The sequence below is a fragment of the Micromonospora sp. RTP1Z1 genome (assembly GCF_033804685.1).
GTDB lineage: Bacteria > Actinomycetota > Actinomycetes > Mycobacteriales > Micromonosporaceae > Micromonospora.
Map to the genome: position 1 here is coordinate 159,435 of NZ_JAPFQV010000002.1, position 22,250 is coordinate 181,684.

Here is a 22,250-nt window from a genome sequence, read left to right on the forward strand (position 1 = left end):
GACCGGCCGACGGTCCCGCCTTTCACCACCGGGCCGGACCACCCGGCACTGGCTGGCGGGCGGAGGTCGAGGTGTGCGCGGTGGTGCTCGCCGCGGGCGAGGGCACCCGGCTGCGACCACTGACCGAGCGGCTACCCAAGGCGCTCTGCCCGGTCGGGAACCTGCCACTGCTGGACCGGGCCCTGGCCCGGCTGGCCGGGCTCGGTCTCGCCGGCCCGGACCGGGTCGCGGTGAACGCCTGCTACCTGGGCGGCCAGGTGGCCGACCACGTCGGGGCACGAGCCCACCTGTCGGTCGAGCCGGGCGACCCGCTCGGCACCGCCGGCGGGGTGGGCAACCTGCGGGGCTGGATCGCCGGCCGGGGCGTGCTGGTCGGCAACGCCGACGCGTACCTGGCCGACCCGCTGGCCCCACCCGGGCCGGACATCGCCGCGCTGCTGGACGGCTGGGACGGGCGGAGCGTACGGCTGCTCGGTCAGCCAGCCGACGACCCGGCGGCGCCCGGGACCTTCAGCGGCCACCGCTTCGCCGGTTTCTCGCTGCTGCCCTGGCGGCTGGTCCGCGACCTCCCGCCCACCTTCGGCGACCTGGTCCGGGCGGTCTGGCGGCCGGCGGAGGCGGCCGGCGCGCTGGCGGTGGTGCCGTACCGGGGGACCTTCTACGACACCGGGACACCGGCCGACTACCTCGCGGCCAACCTGCACGCGGCGGGGGGCGGGAGCCTGGTCGACCCGACCGCGACGGTGACCGGCCGGGTGGAGCGGGCGGTGGTCGGCGCGGACGCGGTCGTGCGCGGCGACGTGACCCGGGCGGTGCTCTGGCCCGGCGCGACGGTCGCCGCCGGCGAGCGCCTCACCGACGCCGTACGCGCCGACGGCGTCACCGTCCCGGCGGCTCCGCGGTAGCCCGATCGACGAGCCGGGGACGGCCGGCCGAAGGAAGCCTTTAGCATGGGCCACGACGTCGACGAACGGAGAAATGTCCCGTGATCACCGCGATCGTGCTGATCGACTGCGCCACCGACTCCATCCCCGAGGTCGCCGAGACCCTGGCCAACCTTCCCGGCGTCAGCGAGGTCTACTCGGTGGCCGGCCACGTCGACCTGATCGCGATGATCCGGGTCCGCGAGTTCGAGCAGATCGCCCAGGTCATCGCCGGCAGCATCTCCAAGGTCCCCGGTGTGCTCAACACCGAGTCGCACATCGCCTTCCGGGCGTACTCCCAGCACGACCTGGAGGAGGCATTCGCGATCGGGCTGGCCAACGCCGACTGAACGCGCGGCGGCCGGCCCGCCCCGGAGGACGGACCGGCCACCATCGGCTGTGCGACGTCAGCTGTTGCCCGGAGCCGGCGTCTCAGTGGTGCCCGGGGCCGGGGACTCGGTCGTCGTACCGCCCGGAGCCGGGGATTCGGTACCGCCCGGAGCCGGCGTCCCGCTGCCGCCCGGGCTGGGCGTGCCGCTGCCGCTCGGGCCGGGCGTGCCGCTGCCGCCCGGGCTGGGCGTGCCGCTGGCACTGGTCTGCGGGATCGGTACGCCCAGCGTCTGGGCCAGGGCCGACAGCGCGTCGACGTGGGCCTGCAGGACCGGCAGGGCGTCCTGGGCCAGCTGTACCACCGACGGCTCGGAACCCTGCGAGATCTCCGTCTGGGTGGCCTGGATGGCCTGGACGTTGCCGGCCAACTCGGCGGTCACCCACTCCTTGTCGAACTCGGCGCCGCTGAGGTTGTTGAGCCTGTCGATCACCTTCTGCTGGTCGGTGGTGGGCTGGGATGGCAACTGCACGTTCAGCTGCTGAGCGGTGGTCTGCACCGTCTGGTCCAGCTGGGTGTGGTCCGTCACGAACTGCTTGCCGAGGTCCTTGACCTGCTGGTTCTGGCCCTTCTGCTGCGCCAGGTTGCCCGTGACGATCTCCGTCAGGTTGACCTGGTGCAACGCCTGCAGGTACTGGGTGTCCTGCGTGGACGGCTGCGCCGCGGCCTGCGCCGCCGTCGCGGGCGCCAGCCCGACCACCACCACGGCGGCCAGCAGTCCGAGGCGTTTGATACCCAACATGTTTCCCCCCCTTTTTCGTTGGACCGCACGGATACCCGGCTGGCCGGGGTTATTCCTGCGATTCCACCCGTCCGTGGACGGGCCGGAGGGCGACGGGCGATAAGGCCACCGATGACCGGATCGGCAGGTTCCGAAAACGACCGTGGCGCCCGCCGGAGATCCGGCGGGCGCCACGGTCGGGCGTGTCGGGCGGGTCAGCGACGGCTCTCGCCGCTGCCGATCTCCTCCCGCTCCGGTCGGGGCTCGACCGGCGGGTGCCCCGGCGAGACCGGCGCCTCGGCCGGCTTCTCGATCGGGTAGAAGAAGCCCCGGATCGCCGGGCCGAGGGCACCGAGCCGGTTCATCTTCTTCGGTACGACCCAGCCGACGTAGTCCAGCTCGCCGTGCCCGTCGTGGCCGTCGACCGCGGTGAGCGGCTGGTGGATCTCGACGAACCGGCCGTCCGGCAGCCGCTTGATGATGCCGGTCTCCACGCCGTGGGCCAGCACCTCCCGGTCGTGCTGCTGGAGACCGAGGCACATCCGGTACGTGAGGTAGTAGGCCAGCGGCGGGACGAGCAGCAGACCCACCCGGCCCGCCCAGGTCATCGCGTTCAGGCTGATGTGGAACTTGTCGGCGATGACGTCGTTGGCACCGGAGAGGGTCAGCACGACGTAGAAGGACACCGCCATCGCGCCGACCGCGGTCCGGGCCGGGACGTCCCGGGGCCGCTGGAGCAGGTTGTGGTGCTTGTGGTCCTTGAGGCGGCGCGCCTCCACGAACGGGTACATCGTCGACAGGCCCACCAGGATGCCCGGCAGCACGACCGTCGGCCAGAACAGCGGCGGGATGACGTACCCGTCGCCGATCGGGATGTTGATCTGCCAAGCCGGCATGAGGCGGGTCGAACCGTCGAGGAACATGACGTACCAGTCGGGCTGGCTGGCGGCCGAGACCACCCACGCCTCGTACGGGCCGAAGTACCAGATCGGGTTGATCTGGAAGAGGCCACCCATCAGCGCGATCACGCCGAAGACGACCATGAAGAAGCCGCCCTGCTTGAGCGCGTAGCGCGGGAACATCCGCTCGCCGACCACGTTCTCGTTGGTCCGGCCGGGGCCGGCCCACTGGGTGTGCTTCTGCTTGAAGACCAGGCCCAGGTGGACGCTGATCAGCGCCACCAGCAGGCCCGGGATGAGCAGCACGTGGGCGATGAAGAACCGGCTGATGATGATCTCGCCCGGGAACTCCCCGCCGAAGACCGACGAGCTGACCCAGGAGCCGATCACCGGGATGGAGAGGATGATGCCGGAGGCGATCCGCAGACCTGTGCCGGAGAGGCCGTCGTCCGGCAGCGAGTAGCCGGTGAAGCCGGACAGGAAGCCGACCCAGAACAGCAGCGAGCCGATGATCCAGTTCGTCTCACGCGGCTTGCGGAACGCGCCGGTGAAGAAGACCCGGAGCATGTGCACCACGATCGCGGCCATGAACAGCAGCGCCGCCCAGTGGTGCATCTGCCGCATGATCAGGCCGCCCCGGACGTCGAACGACAGGTCCAGGCTGGAGGCGTACGCGGCCGACATCGGCGTGCCCCGCAGCGGGGCGTAGCTGCCGTCGTAGACGACCTCGGTCATCGCGGGCTCGTAGAAGAAGGTCAGGAAGACACCGGTCAGCAGCAGCACGACGAACGAGAAGAGCGCGATCTCGCCGAGCAGGAAGGACCAGTGGTCCGGGAAGACCTTGTTGAGCAGCTTGCGCAGCGGGGTGGCCACCTGGAAGCGGTCGTCCACTCCACCGGCGGCTTTGCCCGGCACCGCTGCTACGTCAAACTTTCGGCGCTTCATGGCCGCTCCCAGAAGTCGGGACCGATGGTTTCGGTGTAGTCGGACTTCGCCACGAAGAAGCCCTCTTCGTCGACCTCGATCGGTAGCTGCGGCAGCCGCCGGCTGGCGGGGCCGAAGACGGGCCGGGCGTTGTCGGTGATCAGGAACTGCGACTGGTGGCATGGGCAGAGCAGCCGGTTGGTCTGCTGCTCGTAAAGACTAGCCGGGCAGCCGGCGTGCGTGCAGATCTTGGAGAACGCCGCGTAGTTGCCCCACATGTAGTCGCCGTGGCCGACCCGGGCGTTGGCTTCCCGGGACTTCTGGGCGTCCGACTCCCGCAGGTGGATCAGCAGGGTCGGCGAGTCGGCGTGCTTGTTGCTCACGCCGTCCTTGATACCGGGGAAGGCGGTGATCTGGCCGCCCGCGCTGACGTCCGCCGGGCGGATCGGACGGCCGTCCTGGGTGACCAGCCGAATCTTCTTGCCGCCCTCGGGCAGTGCGAAGCCGGTGGTGAACATCTGGTTGTTCTTGTGTGGCTGGGAGATCAGACCACCGACCAGCGGCGCCGCGACGACCGCGCCGACCGGCGCGAGGCCGGCGAGCAGCGAGATGCCGAGCAGCGGCCGGCGCCGGACACCCATCTCGTCGGCGAGGTAGAGCATGGTCTCGCCGGTGATCTTGCGCTCCGCCGGCGAGCCGGGCTGGTCGTGCCGGTCCTGGATCGAGACCTCCTTGGGCAGCAACTTCTTGCCCCAGGTGAGGATGCCGAAACCGACGGCCAGGAGCGCGACGCCGAGGGTGACGCCGAGCAGCGGGGTGTAGTACTTGTCCCCGCCGCGGCCGGCCTCGTACTTCCACGGCCACCAGATGTAGATGACCAGGAAGGCGGTCGCGGCCAGGCCGGTCAGCAGGAACATGCCAGCGACCGTACGGGTCAGCCGGCGCTCCGCCTTGGTGCCGGGGAGGACCTGCGGCTCGTAGTGGACGATCTCGATGTCGTCCAGCCGGGCGCCTTCCCGGACGATGTCGAACCGGGAGAGCCGGGGGTCGTTAACGTCGAGCGGTTCCCGGCCCTGCGGGGCCTGGTGCTCGGTGTGGGTGCTCATGCCGTCACCTCGCTACGGGCGGCGCCGGGGGCCGGCACCACAGCACTGAAACGAATGATCCGCTCGGTCACGACTTGCCCGCAATCCACAGGCTCGCGAAGACCAGCGCGACGATGCCGATCAGGAAGGCCGCCAGACCCTCGGTGGACGGGCCGTACCGGCCGAGGTTGAGACCGCCCTGGTCCTGGTCGTGCTTCAGGGACTCCTGGATGTAGGCGATGATGTCGGCCTTCTGCTCCGGCCGCAGCTGGTTGTCGCCGAAGACCGGCATGTTCTGCGGGCCGCTCAGCATGGCGGCGTAGATCTGCCGGTCGCTCGCCGGCTTCAGGCTCGGCGCGTACTTGCCGGAGGAGAGGGCGCCGCCGCCGCCGCCGAAGGCGTGGCACTGCGAGCAGTTGATCCGGAACAGCTCACCGCCGGCCGACAGGTCGGCGCCCGCACGGAGGTTGCCCTGCGGGACCTGCGGGCCGCCGCCGAGCTCCTGGATGTACTGGCCGAGCTGACGCACCTGCTCGTCGGTGAACTGCGGGGGCTTCCGAACGGCCTGGGCTTCCTGCCGGGCCATCGGCATCCGACCGCTGCCGACCTGGAACTCGACCGAGGCCGAGCCGACCCCGATCAGGCTCGGCCCGCGTCCCTCGACACCCTGGGCGTTGCGACCGTGACAGGTCACACAGCTCACGTCGAACAGCGCCTTGCCCTCGCCGGCGGCGGCGCTCAGCGGCGGGTTTTCCTGCGCCTGCACGCCGGGGGCGAAGACGGTGTAGGCGCCGCCGGCCAGCGTCAGCGCGGCGATCAGCCGGACCGCGGCGCCGAGCCGGCGGCGGCCCCTGCTGCGCGCCACGGGCCGCCCGCGCAGGCGCGCGAGCAGACCGCGTCGGCGGTCGTTGTCAGAAGTCATGACCTGTGTCCTTAACCGGTTGGACCTTGTCTCAGGGGACGGAGCAGCGGCGCGGTTCGTGACGCGCCAAGATCACTGGAGCCAGTAGATCATGGCGTAGAGGCCGATCCACACGACGTCGACGAAGTGCCAGTAGTACGACACGACGATCGCCGACGTGGCCTGCGCCGGGGTGAACCGGCCCATGGTGGTGCGGACCATGAAGATGATGAAGGCGATCAGGCCGCCGGTCACGTGCAGACCATGGAAGCCGGTGGTCAGGTAGAACATCGACCCGTAACCGTCTGCGTTGATCTTCACGCCCTCGTGCACCAGGTTGCGGTACTCGTTCGCCTGGCCGAGCACGAAGAGCAGACCCATCACGAAGGTGATCGTGAACCAGCGCCGCAGGGCGTGGACGTCACCCTTTTCCGCGGCGAAGACACCGAGCTGACAGGTCACCGAGGACAGCACCAGGATCACCGTGAAGGTGGTCGCGTACGGGATGTTCAGAATCTCGGTGTGCTTCTCCCACTGCTCAGGCGCCGCAGCGCGGATGGAGAAGTACATCGCGAACAGCGCCGCGAAGAACATGAGTTCGCTGGAGAGCCACACGATCGTCCCGACGCTGACCATGTTGGGTCGGGTCAGGGAGTGGATCCGGCTCTTGTCAATGGCTGGGGCCGCAGTCACGCGGTCATTATTGCTCTTGACCGGGACCGACGATCAGCGGGGTGGCAAACCTGTGCCATCCGTGGCCCGACCGGGGTGGTCCGGTTCGCCTGGCCTACCCTGAAAAGCGTGCTGCACGTCGATCCGATCTTCGCCGCCACCTCGGTCGCCCCGTCGACCCTCGCGGCGGGGGGCGAGGCCGTCCCGCCACCCTTCACCGTCGCCCGGGTGTTCACCGAGACCCGGCTGGACAGCTGGCTCGCCCTCGGGCTGGTCGTCGCCGCCGGGCTCTACCTCTACGGCGTGTACCGGCTGCGGCTGCGCGGCGACCGCTGGCCGGTCGTCCGCTCGGTCTGCTTCCTCGGCCCGGGCCTGGGCGGCATCGCGCTGGTCACCGCCAGCGGGCTCGAGGCGTACGACACCGCGCTGCTGTCGGTGCACATGGTCCAGCACATGGTGCTGTCGATGGTGGCGCCGATCTTCCTGGCCCTCGGCGCACCGGTGACGCTCGCCCTGCGCACCCTGCCGGTCCGCCCGCGCAAGCGGCTGCTCGCGGTGGTGCACAGCCGGATCGCGCGGATCTACAGCTTCCCGCTGGTGGCGTTCGCCATCTTCGTGGCGAACCCGTTCGCGCTGTACTTCAGCGACCTGTACCGCTACACCCTGCAGCACGGGTGGGCGCACGAGCTGGTGCACGCGCACTTCATCATGACCGGCTGCGTGTTCTTCTGGCCGCTGCTCGGGCTGGACCCGCTCCCCGGCCGCTGGCCGTACCCGGCCCGGGCGCTGCTGATGCTGCTCTCGGTGCCGTTCCACACCGTGCTCGGGCTGACCATCATGCAGAGCACCACGCTCTTCGGCGGTGACTGGTACCCGTCGCTGCACCTGAGCTGGTCGGACCCCTGGAACGACCAGGTGGTCGCCGGCGGCATCCTCTGGGCCGGCGGCGAGTTCGTCAGCATCACCATGCTGGCGGTGCTGGTCGTCCAGTGGGTGAAGCAGTCCGAGCGGGAGGCCCGCCGGGTGGACCGCGAGCTGGACCGCCAGGAGGCGCTGCAACGCGCCGCGGAATCACCCGCCTGACCGTTCCCGGGCGGTACGCCCGGCGGCCGCCAGGGCGGGCCGTCCGGCCCGATGTGACGACCGCTACGATCAGCGGGCAGCTACGAGGTGGGAGCCAAGCCAGCGATGAGCGATCGTCTTTGCACCGTCCTGCTCTACAGCGACGACCCCGAGGTCCGCGACCGGATGCGGCTGGCCGTCGGCACCCGGCCCGCGCCGGGGCTCCAGATCGAGTTCGTCGAGGCCTCCGACTACGCCGCGTGCGTCCGGCTGGTCGACGACTACGAGATCGACCTGCTCCTGCTCGACGGCGAGGCCAGCCCGGGCGGCGGCATCGGCATCGCCCGACAGATCAAGGACGACCGGGACGACGCCCCGCCGACCTGCGTGGTGATCGCCCGGGCGGCCGACCGCTGGCTGGCCGCGTACGCCGAGGCCGACGCGACGCTGCTGCACCCGCTCGACCCGGTGACCCCCGGCACCACCGTCGCCGAGCTGCTGCGGCGTACGCACGCCGCGGCCTGACCGACCCCTCGGCGCCACGGCATCGCGGCCGTGGCGCCGACCTCGTTCCTCACCCGCATCTCCACGCCCGCTCGGGAGGCCCGCCATGGGCGAACGGACCTGGCCGCTGCTGCTCAACGCGCTGCTGCGCGGCGAGGAGCTCTCCACCGCCGACACCGCCTGGGCGATGGGCGAGATCATGGCCGGCTCGGCCACCCCGGCCCAGATCGCCGGCTTCGCGGTGGCGCTGCGGACCAAGGGCGAGACCCCGTCGGAGCTGGCCGGCCTGGTCGAGGCGATGCTGACCCGGGCGGTCGCGGTGGAGCTGCCGGAGGAGCTGCGCGCCGGCGCGCTGGACGTGGTGGGGACCGGTGGTGACCTCGCCCACACGGTGAACATCTCGACCATGGCCGCGCTGGTGGTGGCCGGCGCCGGCGTACCCGTCGTCAAGCACGGCAACCGCGCCGCCTCGTCCTCCTGCGGCACCGCCGACCTGCTGGAGTTCCTCGGCGTACCACTGGACCTGACCCCCGAGCAGGTCGCCCGGTGCGTGGCCGAGGCGGGCATCGGCTTCTGCTTCGCGGCCCGGTTCCACCCCGGGATGCGGCACACCGGGCCGGTCCGGCGGGAGATCGGCGTGCCCACCGCGTTCAACTTCCTCGGCCCGCTGACCAATCCGGCCCGGCCGCGGGCCGGCGCGGTCGGCTGTTTCGACCTGCGGATGGCCCCGGTGATGGCGGCGGTCTTCGCCGCCCGGGGCGACTCGGTGATCGTGATGCGCGGCGAGGACGGGCTGGACGAGTTCACCACCGCCGCGCCGACCCGCGTCTGGGTGGCCCAGCAGGGCGCCGTGCGAGAGGCGCTGCTGGACGCCACCGACCTCGGGGTACCCCGGGCCACCCTGGCCGATCTGCGGGGCGGGGACGCGGCGTACAACGCCGATGTGGCCCGGCGGTTGCTGGCCGGCGAGGCCGGCCCGGTCCGCGACGCCGTGCTGGTGAACGCCGCCGCGGCGCTGGCGACCCAGGGGCCGCTGGACGGGGACCTGACCGAGGCGCTGCGGGCGGGGATGTCCCGGGCCGCCGAGTCCATCGACTCCGGCGCCGCCGCCGGCGCGCTCGACCGCTGGCTCAAGGTCGCCCGCTCGCTCTGACCTGCCGCCGGGTCCGAGACGGACGTGTCGGACCCGCGTGCCAAACTACACCGGAGTAATTTTCCGTTCTCCGTCGATGGCGGACCTGCCCTCGGCGGGCACCGGAGCGAGAGGAGACGCCCGTGTCGGACCGCGAGCTCTACTGCGACACGTGCGAGGGCGTTCAGCCGTTCGAGGCCCCGCCCTGCGTCGACCGCCACGGCGTGGACTGCCCCGAGCTGGCCTGCACCGGCTGCGGCGCCGCCGTGCTGATCGCCACGTTCAGCTTCCGCGCCCCGCGCCTGGACAGCCGGCGCCGGCCCTTCACCCACCGCCGCGCGGCCTGACCCACGCCCCACCGGCACCCGGCCCGGGGCCACCCCCGGGTCGTGCCACCTCGCCGACCTCGCGCAGAACCAGGCCCGTCCGGAGCTGGTCACGGACAGGCGAAAGGCCCGCGTCCCCGGGGACGCGGGCCTTTCGGAAGGTTGTCAGCTCAGTGCTCGGCGGTCCGGCGGGTGCCGGTGTAGTACTCGAAGAGCAGGCCGCAGGCGCCGAAGATGACCGCCACCAGCCCCAGGCCCAGCAGCCAGAACTGCCAGAAGACCAGACCCAGGCCGGCGATCGCGGCGGCCAGCGCCAGCCCGAACGGCCAGTAGCTGCCCGGGCTGAAGAAGCCGACCTCGCCCGCGCCGTCGGCGATCTCGGCGTCCGCCCGGTCCTCCGGACGCAGGTCGATGCGGCGGGAGACGAACCAGAAGAAGCCACCGCACATCGAGCAGAGCAGGAAGGACAGCACCAGCGCCACGGTCCCGACCCACTCGACCCGGCCGCCCTCGCCGTACGTCCAGGCGCCGTAGAGGATCGCGACGCCGAAGAGGAAGGTCGCGATGACCAGGAAGATTCGCCACTCGGTCTTCATGCCGGATCCCTCAGCTTCCCGCGCCGACCGGAGCGCTGTCCGGGTTGAAGTTGTTCTTGTCGCGCCGGGTGTTGTACGGCTCGGTCTTCGTGGCGTACTCGGGCTCGCCGATCGCCTTGAGTGCCTCCTGGGTCGACTTGCCGGCCTTCTTCGCCGCCAGGAACTGCTCGTACTTCTCCGGCGAGACGACCCGCAGCTCGAAGTTCATGAAGGCGTGGTAGCTGCCGCACAGCTCGGCGCAGCGACCGACGTACGCGCCCTCCCGGTCGAGGCTGGAGACCTCGAAGACGTTGCGGATGTTGCCCGGCATGACGTCCCGCTTGAACAGCAGCTCCGGCACCCAGAAGGAGTGGATGACGTCGCGGCTCTGCTCCTCGAACCGGATCGACTTGCCGGTCGGCAGGACCAGCACCGGGATGACATCGCTGGTGCCGAGGACCGAGGCGACGGTGTTGGCGTCGCGGCCCTGGCCGTCGCGGTAGTTGAACTGCCAGTTCCACTTGAAGGCGACGACCTCGACGGTGACGTCCGGATTCTTCGACGTCTTGTCCACGCCGGTCTGCACGATCGCCGTGTAGTAGAAGAGCACGGAGACGATCAGGATCGGCGCGATGGTGTAGAGGAACTCCATCGGCAAGTTGTAGCGGGTCTGCACCGGCAGCTCGTTGCCCCGCTTCCGGTAGCGGATCACGCACCAGAAGATGAGGCCCCAGACGAAAACGCCGACCGCGAGCGCCGCGATGCAGGACGCGATCCACAGGTCGTACATCCGGTGCGACTCGGGGGTGATGCCGCCCTGCGGCCACCCGAAGCCGTCGAACGTCTTGCCGACGTCGCAGCCGGTGAGCAGAACCAGCAGCGCCGCTCCGCCGAGACCGAGCCCGGCGAGTCGACCAGCACCGCGCCCCCGGCGCCCACCGGCTCCTGGGGAAGCGCTGTGCCGTACGGCCGTCGGCCGTACCTCCGAACTCCTTGCGACCACCTGGTCCTGCCTCCCTAGCGCGCCGCGGTGGTTCCATCAGCACCGACGGCAAAGGCGTCACCGACGGTCGCAGATTACTCGACCATGACGGGCCAGACCGTCTTGGGGTCACCGTCCGCCCGCATCGGGGGGATCTTGGGCATACCGGCGCGGTAGCGTGGGTGTTCGTGAGCGCATCCCCGGTCTACCTGGACGCGGCCACCGCCGCGCCGCTGCATCCGGTCGCCCGGCAGGCCTTGCTGGCCGCGCTGGACGACGGCTGGGCCGACCCCGGCAAGCTGTACAGCCAGGCCCGCCGGGCCCGCCAACTGCTCGACGCCGCCCGCGAGGCCACCGCGCAGACCCTCGGCGTCCGCGCCGACGAACTCTCCTTCACACCCAGCGGTACGACCGCCGCGCACGCCGCCGTGCTCGGCGGCCTGGCCGGCCGGCGCCGGGTCGGGCCGAGCCTGGTGCACTCCGCGATCGAGCACTCCGCCGTGCTGCACGCCGCCGAACGGCACGCGGCGGCCGGCGGCACGGCGGTCCCCGTACCGGTGGACCGGGTCGGTCGGCTCGACCTGGACGCCTGGTCGGCGGCGGTCCGGGCACCCGGGGTGGCGCTCGCCGCGCTGATCGGCGCCAGCCACGAGGTGGGCACCGTGCAGCCGGTGCCGGCGGCCGCCGCCGAGTGCGCGGACGCCGGGGTGCCGCTCTACGTCGACGCCGCGCAGCTGGTCGGGCGGGTGCCGCTGCCCGCGGGCTGGTCGGTGCTCAGCGCCAGCGCCCACAAGTGGGGTGGGCCGCCCGGCGTCGGGCTGCTGGCCGTCCGCAAGGGCACCCGCTGGGAGTCGCCGTTCCCGGCCGACGAGCGGGAGGCGGGGCGTACGCCCGGGGTGGTGAACCTGCCGGCGGTGGTCGCTGCGGCAGCGAGCCTGCGCGCGGCGGCGGCCGACGCGGCGGCCGAGGCGACCCGGCTGGCGCCGCTGGTGGACCGGATCCGGGCCCGGGTGGCGGCCGAGGTGCCGGACGTGGAGGTGGTCGGCGATCCGGTCGACCGGCTCCCCCACCTGGTCACCTTCTCCTGCCTCTACCTGGACGGCGAGGCGCTGCTGCACGCGCTGGACCGACGGGGCTTCGCCGTCTCCTCCGGTTCCTCGTGCACCTCGTCGACGCTGCGGCCGTCGCACGTGCTGGAGGCGATGGCGGTGCTCTCGCACGGCAACGTCCGGGTGTCGCTGCACCGGGAGACGACCGGGGCGGACGTCGAGCGGTTCCTCACCGAGCTGCCCGGCATCGTCGCCGAACTGCGCGCCGAGGCGGGGGTGGTGGGCCTGTGAGCGAGCCCGACGCGGTGCTGGACTGCCGGGGCCAGCGCTGCCCCCTGCCGGTGATCGGCCTGGCCCGCCGGCTCCCCGAGCTGCCGGTCGGCGCGGTGCTCCGCGTCCTCGCCGACGACCCGGCCGCCGCGGTCGACCTCCCCGCCTGGTGCCGCATGCGGGGGCAGGAGTTCCTCGGCGCCGTAACGGGCGGGTCCAGCTACGACGTCCGGCGGAGCCGGTGACGGGTCACGCGAGATAGCTGAGGACGGCGGGGAGGGGGTCGGTGGCGACCGTGGTGTCGACGACCAGGCGGGGGTCGATGATCGGCTCGTACTCGGCCCGGCGGAGCAGGGTCTGCTCCCAGTGCACCTCGATCACCCGCAGCGGCACGCCGGCCCGCTCGGCCAGGTCGTGCCAGAGGCCCCACCGCCGGCAGCCCGGCGAACGCCACCAGCACCGGACCGGCGGCGCGGGCCGCGCCGGGCCGGACGGCACCCGGGTCCACCCCGCCGGAGACGACGGGGTGGCCGGGGCCGGATCCGGCGGAGGTCACGGGAGCAGGTGCGGCCGGACGTCCTCGGCGGCCGCGTCGCCGTACGACTCCGCGAGGCGCTTCACGAACAGGTCGCGGCGGACCTCGTACTCCTGGCCGCCGAAGTTCTCCAGCACCAGGGTGGCGAGCAGGCAACCGACCTGAGCCGCCCGCTCCGGGCCGACCCCCCAGTTGAGGGCCGCGAAGAAGCCGGCCCGGAAGCCGTCGCCGACGCCGGTCGGGTCGACCGCGTGGATCTCCCGGGCGATCGGCACGTGGATCGGGGCGAAGTCGCGGCCCGCGATCTCGACACCCTGCTTGCCCAGCGTGGTGACCCGGACCTTGACCCGCTCCAGCAGTTGCGCGTCGGTCAGGCCGGCTTTGCTCTGCAGCAGCGACTTCTCGTACTCGTTGGTCATCAGGTAGTCGGCGCCGTCGATGAGACCGATGACGTCCGCGCCGTCCATCCGGGCGAGCTGCTGGGACGGGTCCGCCACGAAGGCGTAGCCGCGTTCCCGGCACTCCGCCGAGTGCCGGATCATCGCGGCCGGGTCGTTGGCGCTGACCAGGACCAGGTCGAGGCCGCCGAGCCGGGCCGCCACCGGGGCCAGCTCGATGTTGCGGGCCTCGCTCATCGCCCCCGCGTAGAACGAGGCGATCTGGCACATGTCGGTGTCCGTGGTGCAGACGAAGCGCGCGGTGTGGGCCACCTCGCTGACGTGCACCGAGTCGCAGTCGACGCCGTGCCGCTCCAGCCACGACCGGTAGTCGGCGAAGTCCGCGCCGACCGCGCCCAGCAGCACCGGGCTCAGCCCGAGCTGGGCCATCCCGAAGGCGATGTTGGCGGCGGTGCCGCCGCGCCGGAGCACCAGCTCGTCGACGAGGAAGGACAGCGAGACCTTGTCCAGCTGGTCGGCGATGAGCTGGTCGGCGAAGCGACCGGGGAAGCTCATCAGGTGGTCGGTCGCGATCGAGCCGGTTACGGCGATCTTCATGTCAGCCCTCGGGGTCGGCAGCACGGCGCCGGTCAGCGTACCGGCCCGGTCGGCACGCCGGTCGCGGGTCGGTCGGGAACCGGTCGACCCACGCATACCCGGACGTCACCCCCCGGACACCCGGAGACGCGAAAAAACGGCGGGACCGCCCGAGAAGGGTGGTCCCGCCGTTTTCGTCACGTCAACCGCGGCCCGGTACGGGCCCGCCGGCTCGGCGCGAGGTCGACTCAGCTGAACGAGTCGCCGCAGGCGCAGGAGCTGCCGGCGTTCGGGTTGTCGATGGTGAAGCCCTGGGCGTCGATCCGGTCGGCGAAGTCGATCGTCGCGCCGGCCAGGTAGGGGGCGCTCATCCGGTCGACGACGACCTCGACACCGTCGTAGTCGGTGACGACGTCACCGTCGAGCGACCGCTCGTCAAAGAACAGCTGGTACCGCAGGCCGGAGCAGCCGCCCGGCTGCACCGCGATCCGGAGCCGCAGGTCGTCGCGGCCCTCCTGCTCGATCAGGGCCTTGACCTTCTGCGCCGCGACGTCGGTGAGGACGATAGACGTAGGGGCCTTGGCCTCGGTCGACTCGGTCTGCGCTGGCGTGGTCACGTGGAAATCTCCCTGCGCGGTATGGGTCCGGACGCACTGGCCAACGTCGCGCGTCGCCCAGTGATTCCCGGTGTGGTCCAGATCCGATCGTACGCCGCTCCGACCGGAGTCACCTCCGGTGGCGTGGTCCGGGGCGCGTGAGCCGCGCCGCAGGCCGGCGGTCCGCTCAGCGGCTCCACTGTCGGGCCAGCCGGGCGCCGAGCGCCCGCAGCCCCTCGGCGGGCCGGCTCATCGCCGCCTCCACCCCGCCGCGTTCCTCGCCGCCGAAGTGCTCCACCAGGCTGTACGCCTCGGTCACCCCGGCCGCGGCGGCCTCCCGCCGGCCGGTGCTCACCCGTCCCGCCAGCACCACGCAGGGCACGCCCCGGTCCCGGGCGGCCCCGGCCACCCCGGCGACCACCTTGCCGCGCAGCGACTGGTGGTCGAAGGAGCCCTCCCCCGTGATCACCAGGTCGGCGGCGTCCAGCGCGGCGTCCAACCCGATGGCCCGGGTGACCAGGCCGATGCCGGACTCGCAGCGCCCGCCCAGCGCCAGGATCGCCGCGCCGAGCCCACCGGCCGCGCCGCCGCCCGGCAGCGCGCCCAGCCCCGGCGGGCAGCCGGGCAGCTCGCGTTCCAGCACGGCCGCCCAGCGTTCCAGCGCGGCGTCGAGGAGCAGCACGTCCGCCCGGGTGGCGCCCTTCTGCGGGCCGTAGACGTTGCTGGCGCCGTGCAGCCCGAGCAGCGGGTTGTCCACGTCGGTGGCGGCGACCAGGTCCACCCCGCGCAGCCGGGGCGCGCCGTCCAGCGCGGCCGCCGCGGCGAGCGCCGCACCCCCGTACGGCAGGGCGTGGCCTGCCTGGTCGAGCGGGGTGACGCCGAGCGCGGTCAGCATGCCGGCGCCCCCGTCGTTGGTGGCGGAGCCACCAAGCCCGACCACCACGGACCGGGCCCCGGCCTCGACGGCGGCGGCCACCAGCAGCCCCAGCCCGTACGAGGTGGTGGCCTTCGGGTCGCGTTCGGCGGCGGTGAGCAGGTGCAGCCCGCACGCCTGGGCGCTCTCCAGGTACGCCACGCCGTCGTCGGTGAGCAGGATCTCACCGGCGGCGGGCCGGCCAAGCGGGTCCACGGTCGGCACCGGCAGCCGCCGGCCGCCGAGCGCCTCGGCGAGCACGGCGACGAAGCCGGGCCCACCGTCGGCGAGCGGCCGGATCAGCAGGTCATCGCCGGTGGCCACCGCCAGCCAGCCCTCGGCCACCGCGGCCGCCACCTCCTGGGCCGGCAGCGTGCCGGCGAACTTGTCCGGGCAGAGCAGCACACGCATGCCCAGCAGTGTGGCAGCCCACACCCGGAGCGGCTGCGCACCGGCCACGCTGTGGGACCATGGGAGGCGTGACTTCGACCTGGGCCGAACCCTCCAACACCGCCACTGCGCTGCTGCTCCTCGGCCGCGGCAGCGACCCCGCCACCGAGCGTGGCGTGGAGTGTCCGGGTGACCTGCCGGCGCCGAGCGACCCGGACCTGGTGGCCCGGGCGGCGGCGGCCAAGGCGGCGCTCGGCACGAAGGTGTTCGTGCTGGGCCACCACTACCAGCGCGACGAGGTGATCCAGTTCGCCGACGTGACCGGCGACTCGTTCAAGCTCGCCCGCGAGGCGGCGGCCCGGCCCGACGCGGAGTACATCGTCTTCTGCGGCGTGCACTTCATGGCCGAGAGCGCGGACATCCTCACCTCGGACGCGCAGCGGGTGATCCTGCCCGACCTGGCCGCCGGCTGCTCGATGGCCGACATGGCGGTGCTGTCGCAGGTCGAGACCACCTGGGACGTGCTGACCGAGCTGGGCATCGCACAGGACACCGTCCCGGTGACGTACATGAACTCCTCGGCGGACATCAAGGGCTTCGTCGGCCGGCACGGCGGCGCGGTCTGCACCTCGTCGAACGCGAAGCGGGCGCTGGACTGGGCGTACGAGCAGGGCTCGAAGGTGCTCTTCCTGCCCGACCAGCACCTGGGCCGCAACACGGCCGTGCTGGAGATGGGCTTCTCGCTGGACGACTGCGTCCTCTACGACCCGCACAAGCCGAACGGCGGGCTCACCCCGGAGCAACTGCGGGACGCGAAGATGATCCTCTGGCGCGGGCACTGCTCGGTGCACGGCCGCTTCACGCTGGACAGCGTGAACGACGTCCGCGAACGGGTGCCGGGGGTCAACGTGCTGGTGCACCCGGAGTGCCGGCACGAGGTGGTCACCGCCGCCGATCACGTCGGCTCCACGGAGTACATCATCAAGACCATCGAGGCGGCCCCGGCCGGCTCGGCCTGGGCGGTCGGCACCGAGCTGAACCTGGTCCGCCGGCTGGCGCTGGCCCACCCGGACAAGCAGATCATGTTCCTGGACAAGGCGGTCTGCTACTGCTCGACGATGAACCGCATCGACCTGCCGCACCTGGTCTGGGCCTTGGAGGAGCTGGTCGCCGGCCGGGTGGTCAACCAGATCACCGTGGATCCGGACACGGCGCACCACGCCCGGGTGGCGCTGGACCAGATGCTCGCCCTTCCGGCGGCGGACACCCCGCCGCCCCACACCGGTTGATCACGCTCGGTCACGTCGCTGGTACGGAAACGCGCCGGACACCCCGGTTCGTGCCCTCGCTGGTGATGTGACCGATTCCATTCTCGTCACGGAGGGCTATGCTGCCGGGGCGAGAACCCATGCGGGCCGTTTTCACCTGGCCGCGTTTCGGGTAGCGATGGAGATCGTGGACCCCACTTATCTACACGGCAGTACCAACGCGCTGGAGGTTGCGTTGACCGACGACGTTCTGGTCGTACACGGAGGCACTCCGCTCGAAGGGCGGATCCGCGTGCGCGGCGCGAAGAACCTCGTGTCCAAGGCGATGGTCGCCGCGCTGCTGGGCGACTCGCCCAGCCGGCTGTTCGACGTGCCGCGGATCCGCGACGTCGAGGTCGTCCGCGGGCTGCTCGGCCTGCACGGGGTCAAGGTGACGGACGGCGAGGAGGACGGCGAGCTGGTCTTCGACCCGTCCAACGTCGAGAGCGCCAGCACCGACCAGATCAACGTGCACGCCGGCTCCAGCCGCATCCCGATCCTGTTCTGCGGGCCGCTGCTGCACCGGCTCGGCCACGCCTTCATCCCCGACCTGGGCGGCTGCCACATCGGGCCGCGCCCGATCGACTTCCACCTGCAGGCGCTGCGCGAGTTCGGCGCGACCGTCGACAAGACCCCGGAGGGGCTGCACCTGTCGGCGCCGAACGGGCTGCACGGCACCAAGTTCGCCCTGCCGTACCCGAGCGTGGGCGCCACCGAGCAGGTGCTGCTGACCGCGGTGATGGCCGAGGGCGTCACCGAGCTGCGCAACGCGGCGGTGGAGCCGGAGATCATCGACCTGATCTGCATCCTGCAGAAGATGGGCGCGATCATCAAGGTGCACACCGACCGGGTGATCGAGATCCAGGGCGTGAAGAAGCTGCACGGCTACACCCACCGGCCGATCCCGGACCGGATCGAGGCGGCGAGCTGGGCGGCGGCCGCGCTGGCCACCCGCGGGCACGTCGAGGTGCTGGGCGCGCAGCAGGCCGACATGATGACCTTCCTGAACGTCTTCCGCTCGGTCGGCGGCGAGTACGAGGTGACCGACGCCCGCCCGCCGAAGCTGCGCGACCCGGGCCAGGAGGGCGGCATCCGCTTCTGGCACCCGGGCGGCGAGCTGAACGCGGTGGCCCTGGAGACCGACGTCCACCCCGGCTTCATGACCGACTGGCAGCAGCCGCTCGTGGTGGCGCTGACCCAGGCGCGGGGCCTGTCGATCGTCCACGAGACGGTCTACGAGCAGCGGCTGGGCTACACCGAGGCGCTGAACACCATGGGCGCCAACATCCAGGTCTACCGGGACTGCCTGGGTGGCACCCCGTGCCGCTTCGGCCGGCGCAACTTCAAGCACTCGGCGGTGATCGCTGGGCCGAGCAAGCTGCACGCGGCCGACCTGGTCATCCCGGACCTGCGGGCCGGTTTCAGCCACCTGATCGCGGCGCTCGCCGCCGAGGGCACCTCCCGGGTGTACGGCGTCGACCTGATCAACCGGGGCTACGAGGACTTCGAGAAGAAGCTGGCCGACCTGGGCGCGCACACCGAGCGTCCGTAACGTCACACCGCTCCCTGCCGCGCCCGGTGCACCCGCATGTGCACCGGGCGCGGTTGTGTGGCTACCCTTCACCACGTGCCGTCGCTGTTTCGCCGCAAGCCCACTGACCTCGTCGACGAGTCCGTCACCTCGGTGACGACCGACGAGGCGTCCGCCGCTGCCCGTTCCCGGGGCTCCACCCCGAGCAAGAAGGAGCTGGGCCGGGTCACGCCGAAGCGGCCGACCGCCGGCCGCCGGCTCAGCGCGCCGAGCCGGCCGCTGACCAAGGAGGAGGCCCGGGAGCAACGCCGGGCGGCCCGCGCCGAGGCGGCCACGGAGTTCCGTCGCGAGGGCGGCCCCCGCGACCGGGGACCGGAGCGGCTGCTCGCCCGCAACGTGGTCGACTCCCGGCGTACGGTCGGCACCTGGTTCTTCGGCGGCGCGCTGATCGTGCTGGTCGGCTCCAACCAGGCCATGCCGCCGATCGTCCGGCTGGTCTCCAACGTCCTGTGGGGCGCGCTGGCGCTCGGCGTGGTGGTCGACTCCGTGCTGATCTCCCGCAAGATCAAGAAGCTGGTCTGGGAGCGGTTCCCGAAGAGCGACCAGAAGCTGGGCTCGCTCTACCTCTACGCGATCATGCGGTCGATCACCTTCCGGCGGATGCGCGCCCCCCAGCCGCAGGTCAACATCGGCGACAAGATCTGACCCGACCCGGTCACCACCTGGCCCCTTCCCGCGACCGCGGGGAGGGGCCTCGTCATGCCACCCCGAGCAGGCGCAGCGCCGCGATGAAACACCCATGAGCCCGCCCCACCGCGGCTCAGCCGGTGACCGCCGGAGCGCGGTAGAGGCGGGCGACGACCTCCTCGATGTCCGGCTCGACGATCGAGATGTCGCGCAGCGCGGCCAGGCCGGCGAGCCCGGCGACCACCTCGGCGACGCCCGCCGACTCCAGGGCGAAGACCAGCCGGTGCCCGTCCGCCTCCACCCGGTGCAGCGGGGCGCCCGGCAGCGTCGGCGGCGCGGCGAGCGCGGTGTCCAGCTCGGCGACGACCAGCCGGCGGGAGCCGTACCGGCTGTGCAGGGCGGCGATGGAGCCGTCGTGCACCACCCGGCCGTGGTCGATCACCACGAGGCGGCGGCAGAGCCGCTCGATGTCGGCCAGGTCGTGGGTGGTGAGCACCAGGGTGGTGTCGCCGGCCCGGCCCAGCTCCGCCAGGAAGCCCCGGACGGCCTGCTTGCTCACCACGTCCAGCCCGATGGTCGGCTCGTCCAGGAAGAGCACCTCCGGGCCGTGCAGCAGGGCGGCGGTCAGCTCACCCCGCATCCGCTGGCCGAGGGAGAGCTGCCGGACCGGGATGTCCAGGAACTCGTCGAGGTCGAGCAGGTCGCGGCAGCGACGCAGCCGGGCCGCGTGCTCGGCCGCCGGCACCCGGTAGACGTGCCGCAGCAGGTCGAACGAGTCGCGCAGCGGCAGGTCCCACCAGAGCTGCGAACGCTGGCCGAAGACCACTCCGATCCGCAGCGCCAGCCGGGTGCGCTCGGCCACCGGACGCAGGCCGCAGACCCGGGCCTCCCCCGCCGACGGCATCAGCACACCGGTGAGCATCTTCAGGGTGGTCGACTTGCCGGCGCCGTTGGGGCCGATGTAGCCCAGCATCTCGCCGCGCTCCACCCGCAGGTCGACCCCGTCGACGGCGGTGACCGTCCGCTTCTCCCGGCGCAGCCGTCCCGCCTTGACCCGGACGGTGAACTCCTTGCGCAACCCGCGCACAAGAATGGCCTCTGTTGGTGACTGCGGGACCCGCACGCTCACTCCTCGCACTGCACGATGACGACCCGGCTCACGACCCCGTGCTCCGGTAGTGACGGACCCCGACACGCCAGGCCGTGGCCGCGACCGCGGCGGCGACCAGCGCGACGGCCGGCGACGCCCAGCCGACCCAGGGCGGCAGGCCGAGCGGGTCGGCCCGGCCGAGCAGCGCCAGCGCCGGGTGGTAACTGACGAAGGCGAAGCCCATCCCGTACGCGAAGATCGCCCGGAACCAGCCGCCGTAGACGGTGACCGGGTACGACGTGAAGTCGCGCCCGCCGTAGGTGACCGAGTTGGCCAGCTCGCCGGAGTCGATCCAGTAGAACGACACCGTCGCGGTGGTCACGAAGACCGCGCCGAAGAAGACCACCCCGGCGAGCGGGGTGACCAGGACCAGCCCCCACCGGCCCGGCGTCCAGTCGATCCCGGCCGAGGTGACCGCCACGACCAGCACGGCCAGGCCGAAGAGCGCGCGGGACACCTTGCGCAGCGGCAGGTCCATCAGCAGCAGCTGGGGCAGCGCACCCAGCGGGCGGACCAGCACCGCGTCGAGGAGACCGGTCCGGACGTACCGGGGCAGCCGCTCGATGTTGCCGACCAGCAGGTCGGCGGTGGCGAACGCGAACGACGAGAGGCCGACGATCACCATCGCCTCGCGCAGCGTGAAGCCGCCCAGCTCCCGGGTCACCCCGAAGAGCACCAGCACGGTCACCACGTCGAAGACGGTCGCCCCGACGTTGCCGACCAGGTCCACCACGAACGAGGTCCGGTACGCGGCCTGCGACCGGGCCTGGGCCCGCAGCAACGCCCGGTACGCGGACAGCCGCTCAGCCACCCTGCACCACCAGCCGGCGTTCGGCCCGGCGCTGCACCAGCCGGCAGGCGGCGAGGATCAACACCGCCCAGGCGACCTGGAGCCCCACCAGCCCGAGCTGTGCCGGGGTCGGGTCCCGCTCGACCAGCACGTCGAGCGGGGTCTGGAACAGGCTCGGGAACGGGGTGCCGTACCAGAGCGCGGCCTGGAGCCAATGGGGCAGGAAGCGCAGCGGGAAGTAGAGCCCGGCGAACACCCCCGAGCTGAGCGTCCAGAGGATCATCGCGCCCCGGACGTCCTGGAGCCAGTACGCGCTGGCGTTGACCAGGAACCGGCAGCCGAAGCAGAGCACGACGGCGACCAGCACCGAGAGCGCGAAGAGCGGCACGGTGGCCCACCGGCGGGGCAGGTACACGTCGAAGAAGAGCGGGCCGATCAGCACCGGCGGCAGCAGCCGGGCGAGCGCGGCGAACCCCGCGCGGCCCAGGTCGGTGGCGAGGTAGCTGGTCACCGGGTGCACCGGTCGGAGCAGGTCGCTGGCGATCTCCCCGGTCCGGATCCGGTCCGCCAGGTCGGTCCAGCCCCAGAGCAGGATCACCGTCAGCAGGCCCTGCCCGGCCCAGACGAAGGTGGCGAGCTGCGCCCGGTCGTACCCCGCGACGGTGCCGGCCGCGCCGGCCACCGCCAGGAAGACGTAGCAGCGTAGGAAGCCGAAGACCGTGTTGGTGAAGACGCCCGCGACGGCGGCCTGCCGGTAGGTGGCATGGCGCCGAAAGCCGGAGACGGCTATGGCGCCAAATGTCCGAAACCATGGGGTAACGTTTGAGTCCGTGGGCCGTACCACAGTGGCGGTGACAGAGCCCACGCCGTTACCCTCCTTCCGCAGCCGTGACGTGCTGGACCGGGCGACTCTACCGGCGCGTGGGGTGCCCAGCGCGACAATTTCCAACGAGGTGACACGCCG

At 72.0% G+C, this 22,250-nt stretch carries 25 protein-coding genes; 11 read left to right on the forward strand and 14 right to left on the reverse strand.

Annotation, left to right across the window (positions count from 1 at the left end; all coding sequences use genetic code 11):
- The first annotated feature begins 80 nt into the window (after positions 1–80).
- Positions 81–905: a nucleotidyltransferase family protein gene (locus SLP03_RS02135; RefSeq protein ID WP_319458806.1), complete on the forward strand. Its 825-nt coding sequence runs from the start codon at positions 81–83 to the stop codon at positions 903–905.
- An 80-nt stretch (positions 906–985) separates the two neighbouring features.
- Positions 986–1,273 (forward strand): Lrp/AsnC ligand binding domain-containing protein, encoded by a 288-nt coding sequence (locus tag SLP03_RS02140; RefSeq protein ID WP_319458763.1) that lies wholly within the window; start codon positions 986–988, stop codon positions 1,271–1,273.
- A gap of 57 nt (positions 1,274–1,330) precedes the next feature.
- On the opposite strand, the gene SLP03_RS02145 is transcribed toward SLP03_RS02140, so the two are convergent.
- From SLP03_RS02145 to SLP03_RS02165, 5 genes are all read right to left on the reverse strand, one after another.
- Complete coding sequence (locus tag SLP03_RS02145) at positions 1,331–2,053, reverse strand: DUF4142 domain-containing protein (RefSeq protein WP_319458764.1); 723 nt, start codon at positions 2,051–2,053, stop codon at positions 1,331–1,333.
- Between the two features lie 194 nt (positions 2,054–2,247).
- Positions 2,248–3,876: a cytochrome bc complex cytochrome b subunit gene (locus SLP03_RS02150; RefSeq protein ID WP_319458765.1), complete on the reverse strand. Its 1,629-nt coding sequence runs from the start codon at positions 3,874–3,876 to the stop codon at positions 2,248–2,250.
- The gene (locus SLP03_RS02155; protein ID WP_319458766.1) at positions 3,873–4,961 is read right to left on the reverse strand and encodes a ubiquinol-cytochrome c reductase iron-sulfur subunit; all 1,089 of its coding nucleotides are present in this window, start codon (positions 4,959–4,961) and stop codon (positions 3,873–3,875) included. The genes SLP03_RS02150 and SLP03_RS02155 overlap by 4 nt, the downstream gene beginning before the upstream one ends.
- A gap of 67 nt (positions 4,962–5,028) precedes the next feature.
- A complete protein-coding gene (locus tag SLP03_RS02160) occupies positions 5,029–5,862 on the reverse strand; it encodes a cytochrome c (RefSeq protein WP_319458767.1) in 834 nt (277 codons plus the stop codon).
- Positions 5,863–5,934: 72 nt separating this feature from the next.
- The gene (locus SLP03_RS02165; protein WP_319458768.1) at positions 5,935–6,534 is read right to left on the reverse strand and encodes a heme-copper oxidase subunit III; all 600 of its coding nucleotides are present in this window, start codon (positions 6,532–6,534) and stop codon (positions 5,935–5,937) included.
- Positions 6,535–6,642: 108 nt separating this feature from the next.
- Between SLP03_RS02165 and SLP03_RS02170 the strand changes: the two genes are divergently transcribed.
- The 4 genes from SLP03_RS02170 (at position 6,643) to SLP03_RS02185 (ending at position 9,558) form a co-directional block, all read left to right on the forward strand.
- Positions 6,643–7,596, forward strand: coding sequence for a cytochrome c oxidase assembly protein (locus SLP03_RS02170; RefSeq protein WP_319458769.1), 954 nt, complete (start codon positions 6,643–6,645; stop codon positions 7,594–7,596).
- Between the two features lie 105 nt (positions 7,597–7,701).
- On the forward strand, positions 7,702–8,100 hold the full coding sequence (locus SLP03_RS02175) for a hypothetical protein (RefSeq protein ID WP_319458770.1): 399 nt from the start codon (positions 7,702–7,704) through the stop codon (positions 8,098–8,100).
- An 85-nt stretch (positions 8,101–8,185) separates the two neighbouring features.
- Positions 8,186–9,232 (forward strand): anthranilate phosphoribosyltransferase, encoded by a 1,047-nt coding sequence (gene trpD, locus SLP03_RS02180; protein ID WP_319458771.1) that lies wholly within the window; start codon positions 8,186–8,188, stop codon positions 9,230–9,232.
- 122 nt (positions 9,233–9,354) lie between these two features.
- Positions 9,355–9,558: a hypothetical protein gene (locus SLP03_RS02185; protein ID WP_319458772.1), complete on the forward strand. Its 204-nt coding sequence runs from the start codon at positions 9,355–9,357 to the stop codon at positions 9,556–9,558.
- A 149-nt stretch (positions 9,559–9,707) separates the two neighbouring features.
- Here the strand turns inward: SLP03_RS02185 and SLP03_RS02190 are convergent, their stop codons facing one another.
- Both SLP03_RS02190 and coxB read right to left on the reverse strand, forming a co-directional pair.
- Positions 9,708–10,133: a cytochrome c oxidase subunit 4 gene (locus tag SLP03_RS02190; RefSeq protein ID WP_319458773.1), complete on the reverse strand. Its 426-nt coding sequence runs from the start codon at positions 10,131–10,133 to the stop codon at positions 9,708–9,710.
- Between the two features lie 10 nt (positions 10,134–10,143).
- The gene (gene coxB / locus SLP03_RS02195; protein ID WP_319458774.1) at positions 10,144–11,115 is read right to left on the reverse strand and encodes a cytochrome c oxidase subunit II; all 972 of its coding nucleotides are present in this window, start codon (positions 11,113–11,115) and stop codon (positions 10,144–10,146) included.
- 167 nt (positions 11,116–11,282) lie between these two features.
- Between coxB and SLP03_RS02200 the strand changes: the two genes are divergently transcribed.
- Together SLP03_RS02200 and SLP03_RS02205 are read left to right on the forward strand one after the other, a co-directional pair.
- Positions 11,283–12,434, forward strand: coding sequence for a cysteine desulfurase family protein (locus tag SLP03_RS02200; RefSeq protein WP_319458775.1), 1,152 nt, complete (start codon positions 11,283–11,285; stop codon positions 12,432–12,434).
- On the forward strand, positions 12,431–12,658 hold the full coding sequence (locus tag SLP03_RS02205) for a sulfurtransferase TusA family protein (protein ID WP_319458776.1): 228 nt from the start codon (positions 12,431–12,433) through the stop codon (positions 12,656–12,658). Before SLP03_RS02200 ends, SLP03_RS02205 begins: the two co-directional genes overlap by 4 nt.
- Before the next feature lie 4 nt (positions 12,659–12,662).
- Here the strand turns inward: SLP03_RS02205 and SLP03_RS02210 are convergent, their stop codons facing one another.
- The 4 genes from SLP03_RS02210 to SLP03_RS02225 form a co-directional block, all read right to left on the reverse strand.
- Positions 12,663–12,911 (reverse strand): hypothetical protein, encoded by a 249-nt coding sequence (locus tag SLP03_RS02210; protein WP_319458777.1) that lies wholly within the window; start codon positions 12,909–12,911, stop codon positions 12,663–12,665.
- 54 nt (positions 12,912–12,965) lie between these two features.
- Entirely contained in the window at positions 12,966–13,943 is a 978-nt protein-coding gene (locus SLP03_RS02215; protein ID WP_319458807.1) for a carbohydrate kinase family protein, read from the reverse strand.
- Between the two features lie 227 nt (positions 13,944–14,170).
- A complete protein-coding gene (gene erpA / locus SLP03_RS02220; protein ID WP_319458778.1) occupies positions 14,171–14,539 on the reverse strand; it encodes an iron-sulfur cluster insertion protein ErpA in 369 nt (122 codons plus the stop codon).
- A 166-nt stretch (positions 14,540–14,705) separates the two neighbouring features.
- Positions 14,706–15,842: a glycerate kinase gene (locus SLP03_RS02225; RefSeq protein ID WP_319458779.1), complete on the reverse strand. Its 1,137-nt coding sequence runs from the start codon at positions 15,840–15,842 to the stop codon at positions 14,706–14,708.
- 68 nt (positions 15,843–15,910) lie between these two features.
- Between SLP03_RS02225 and nadA the strand changes: the two genes are divergently transcribed.
- The 3 genes from nadA to SLP03_RS02240 all read left to right on the forward strand — a co-directional run bounded on the left by nadA (position 15,911) and on the right by SLP03_RS02240 (position 19,364).
- Positions 15,911–17,110, forward strand: coding sequence for a quinolinate synthase NadA (gene nadA, locus SLP03_RS02230; protein WP_319458780.1), 1,200 nt, complete (start codon positions 15,911–15,913; stop codon positions 17,108–17,110).
- 157 nt (positions 17,111–17,267) lie between these two features.
- Positions 17,268–18,680, forward strand: a complete 1,413-nt coding sequence (gene murA / locus SLP03_RS02235; RefSeq protein WP_413644189.1) for a UDP-N-acetylglucosamine 1-carboxyvinyltransferase — start codon at positions 17,268–17,270, stop codon at positions 18,678–18,680.
- Between the two features lie 36 nt (positions 18,681–18,716).
- Entirely contained in the window at positions 18,717–19,364 is a 648-nt protein-coding gene (locus SLP03_RS02240) for a DUF3043 domain-containing protein (protein ID WP_319458782.1), read from the forward strand.
- A 115-nt stretch (positions 19,365–19,479) separates the two neighbouring features.
- Here SLP03_RS02240 and SLP03_RS02245 read toward each other — a convergent pair whose 3' ends face one another.
- The 3 genes from SLP03_RS02245 to SLP03_RS02255 are packed head-to-tail and all read right to left on the reverse strand — an operon-like array spanning position 19,480 to position 22,151.
- Positions 19,480–20,469, reverse strand: coding sequence for an ATP-binding cassette domain-containing protein (locus SLP03_RS02245; protein ID WP_319458783.1), 990 nt, complete (start codon positions 20,467–20,469; stop codon positions 19,480–19,482).
- 34 nt (positions 20,470–20,503) lie between these two features.
- Positions 20,504–21,307, reverse strand: a complete 804-nt coding sequence (locus SLP03_RS02250) for an ABC transporter permease (protein ID WP_319458784.1) — start codon at positions 21,305–21,307, stop codon at positions 20,504–20,506.
- Positions 21,300–22,151, reverse strand: coding sequence for an ABC transporter permease (locus SLP03_RS02255; protein WP_319458785.1), 852 nt, complete (start codon positions 22,149–22,151; stop codon positions 21,300–21,302). The genes SLP03_RS02250 and SLP03_RS02255 overlap by 8 nt, the downstream gene beginning before the upstream one ends.
- Positions 22,152–22,250 lie beyond the last annotated feature (99 nt).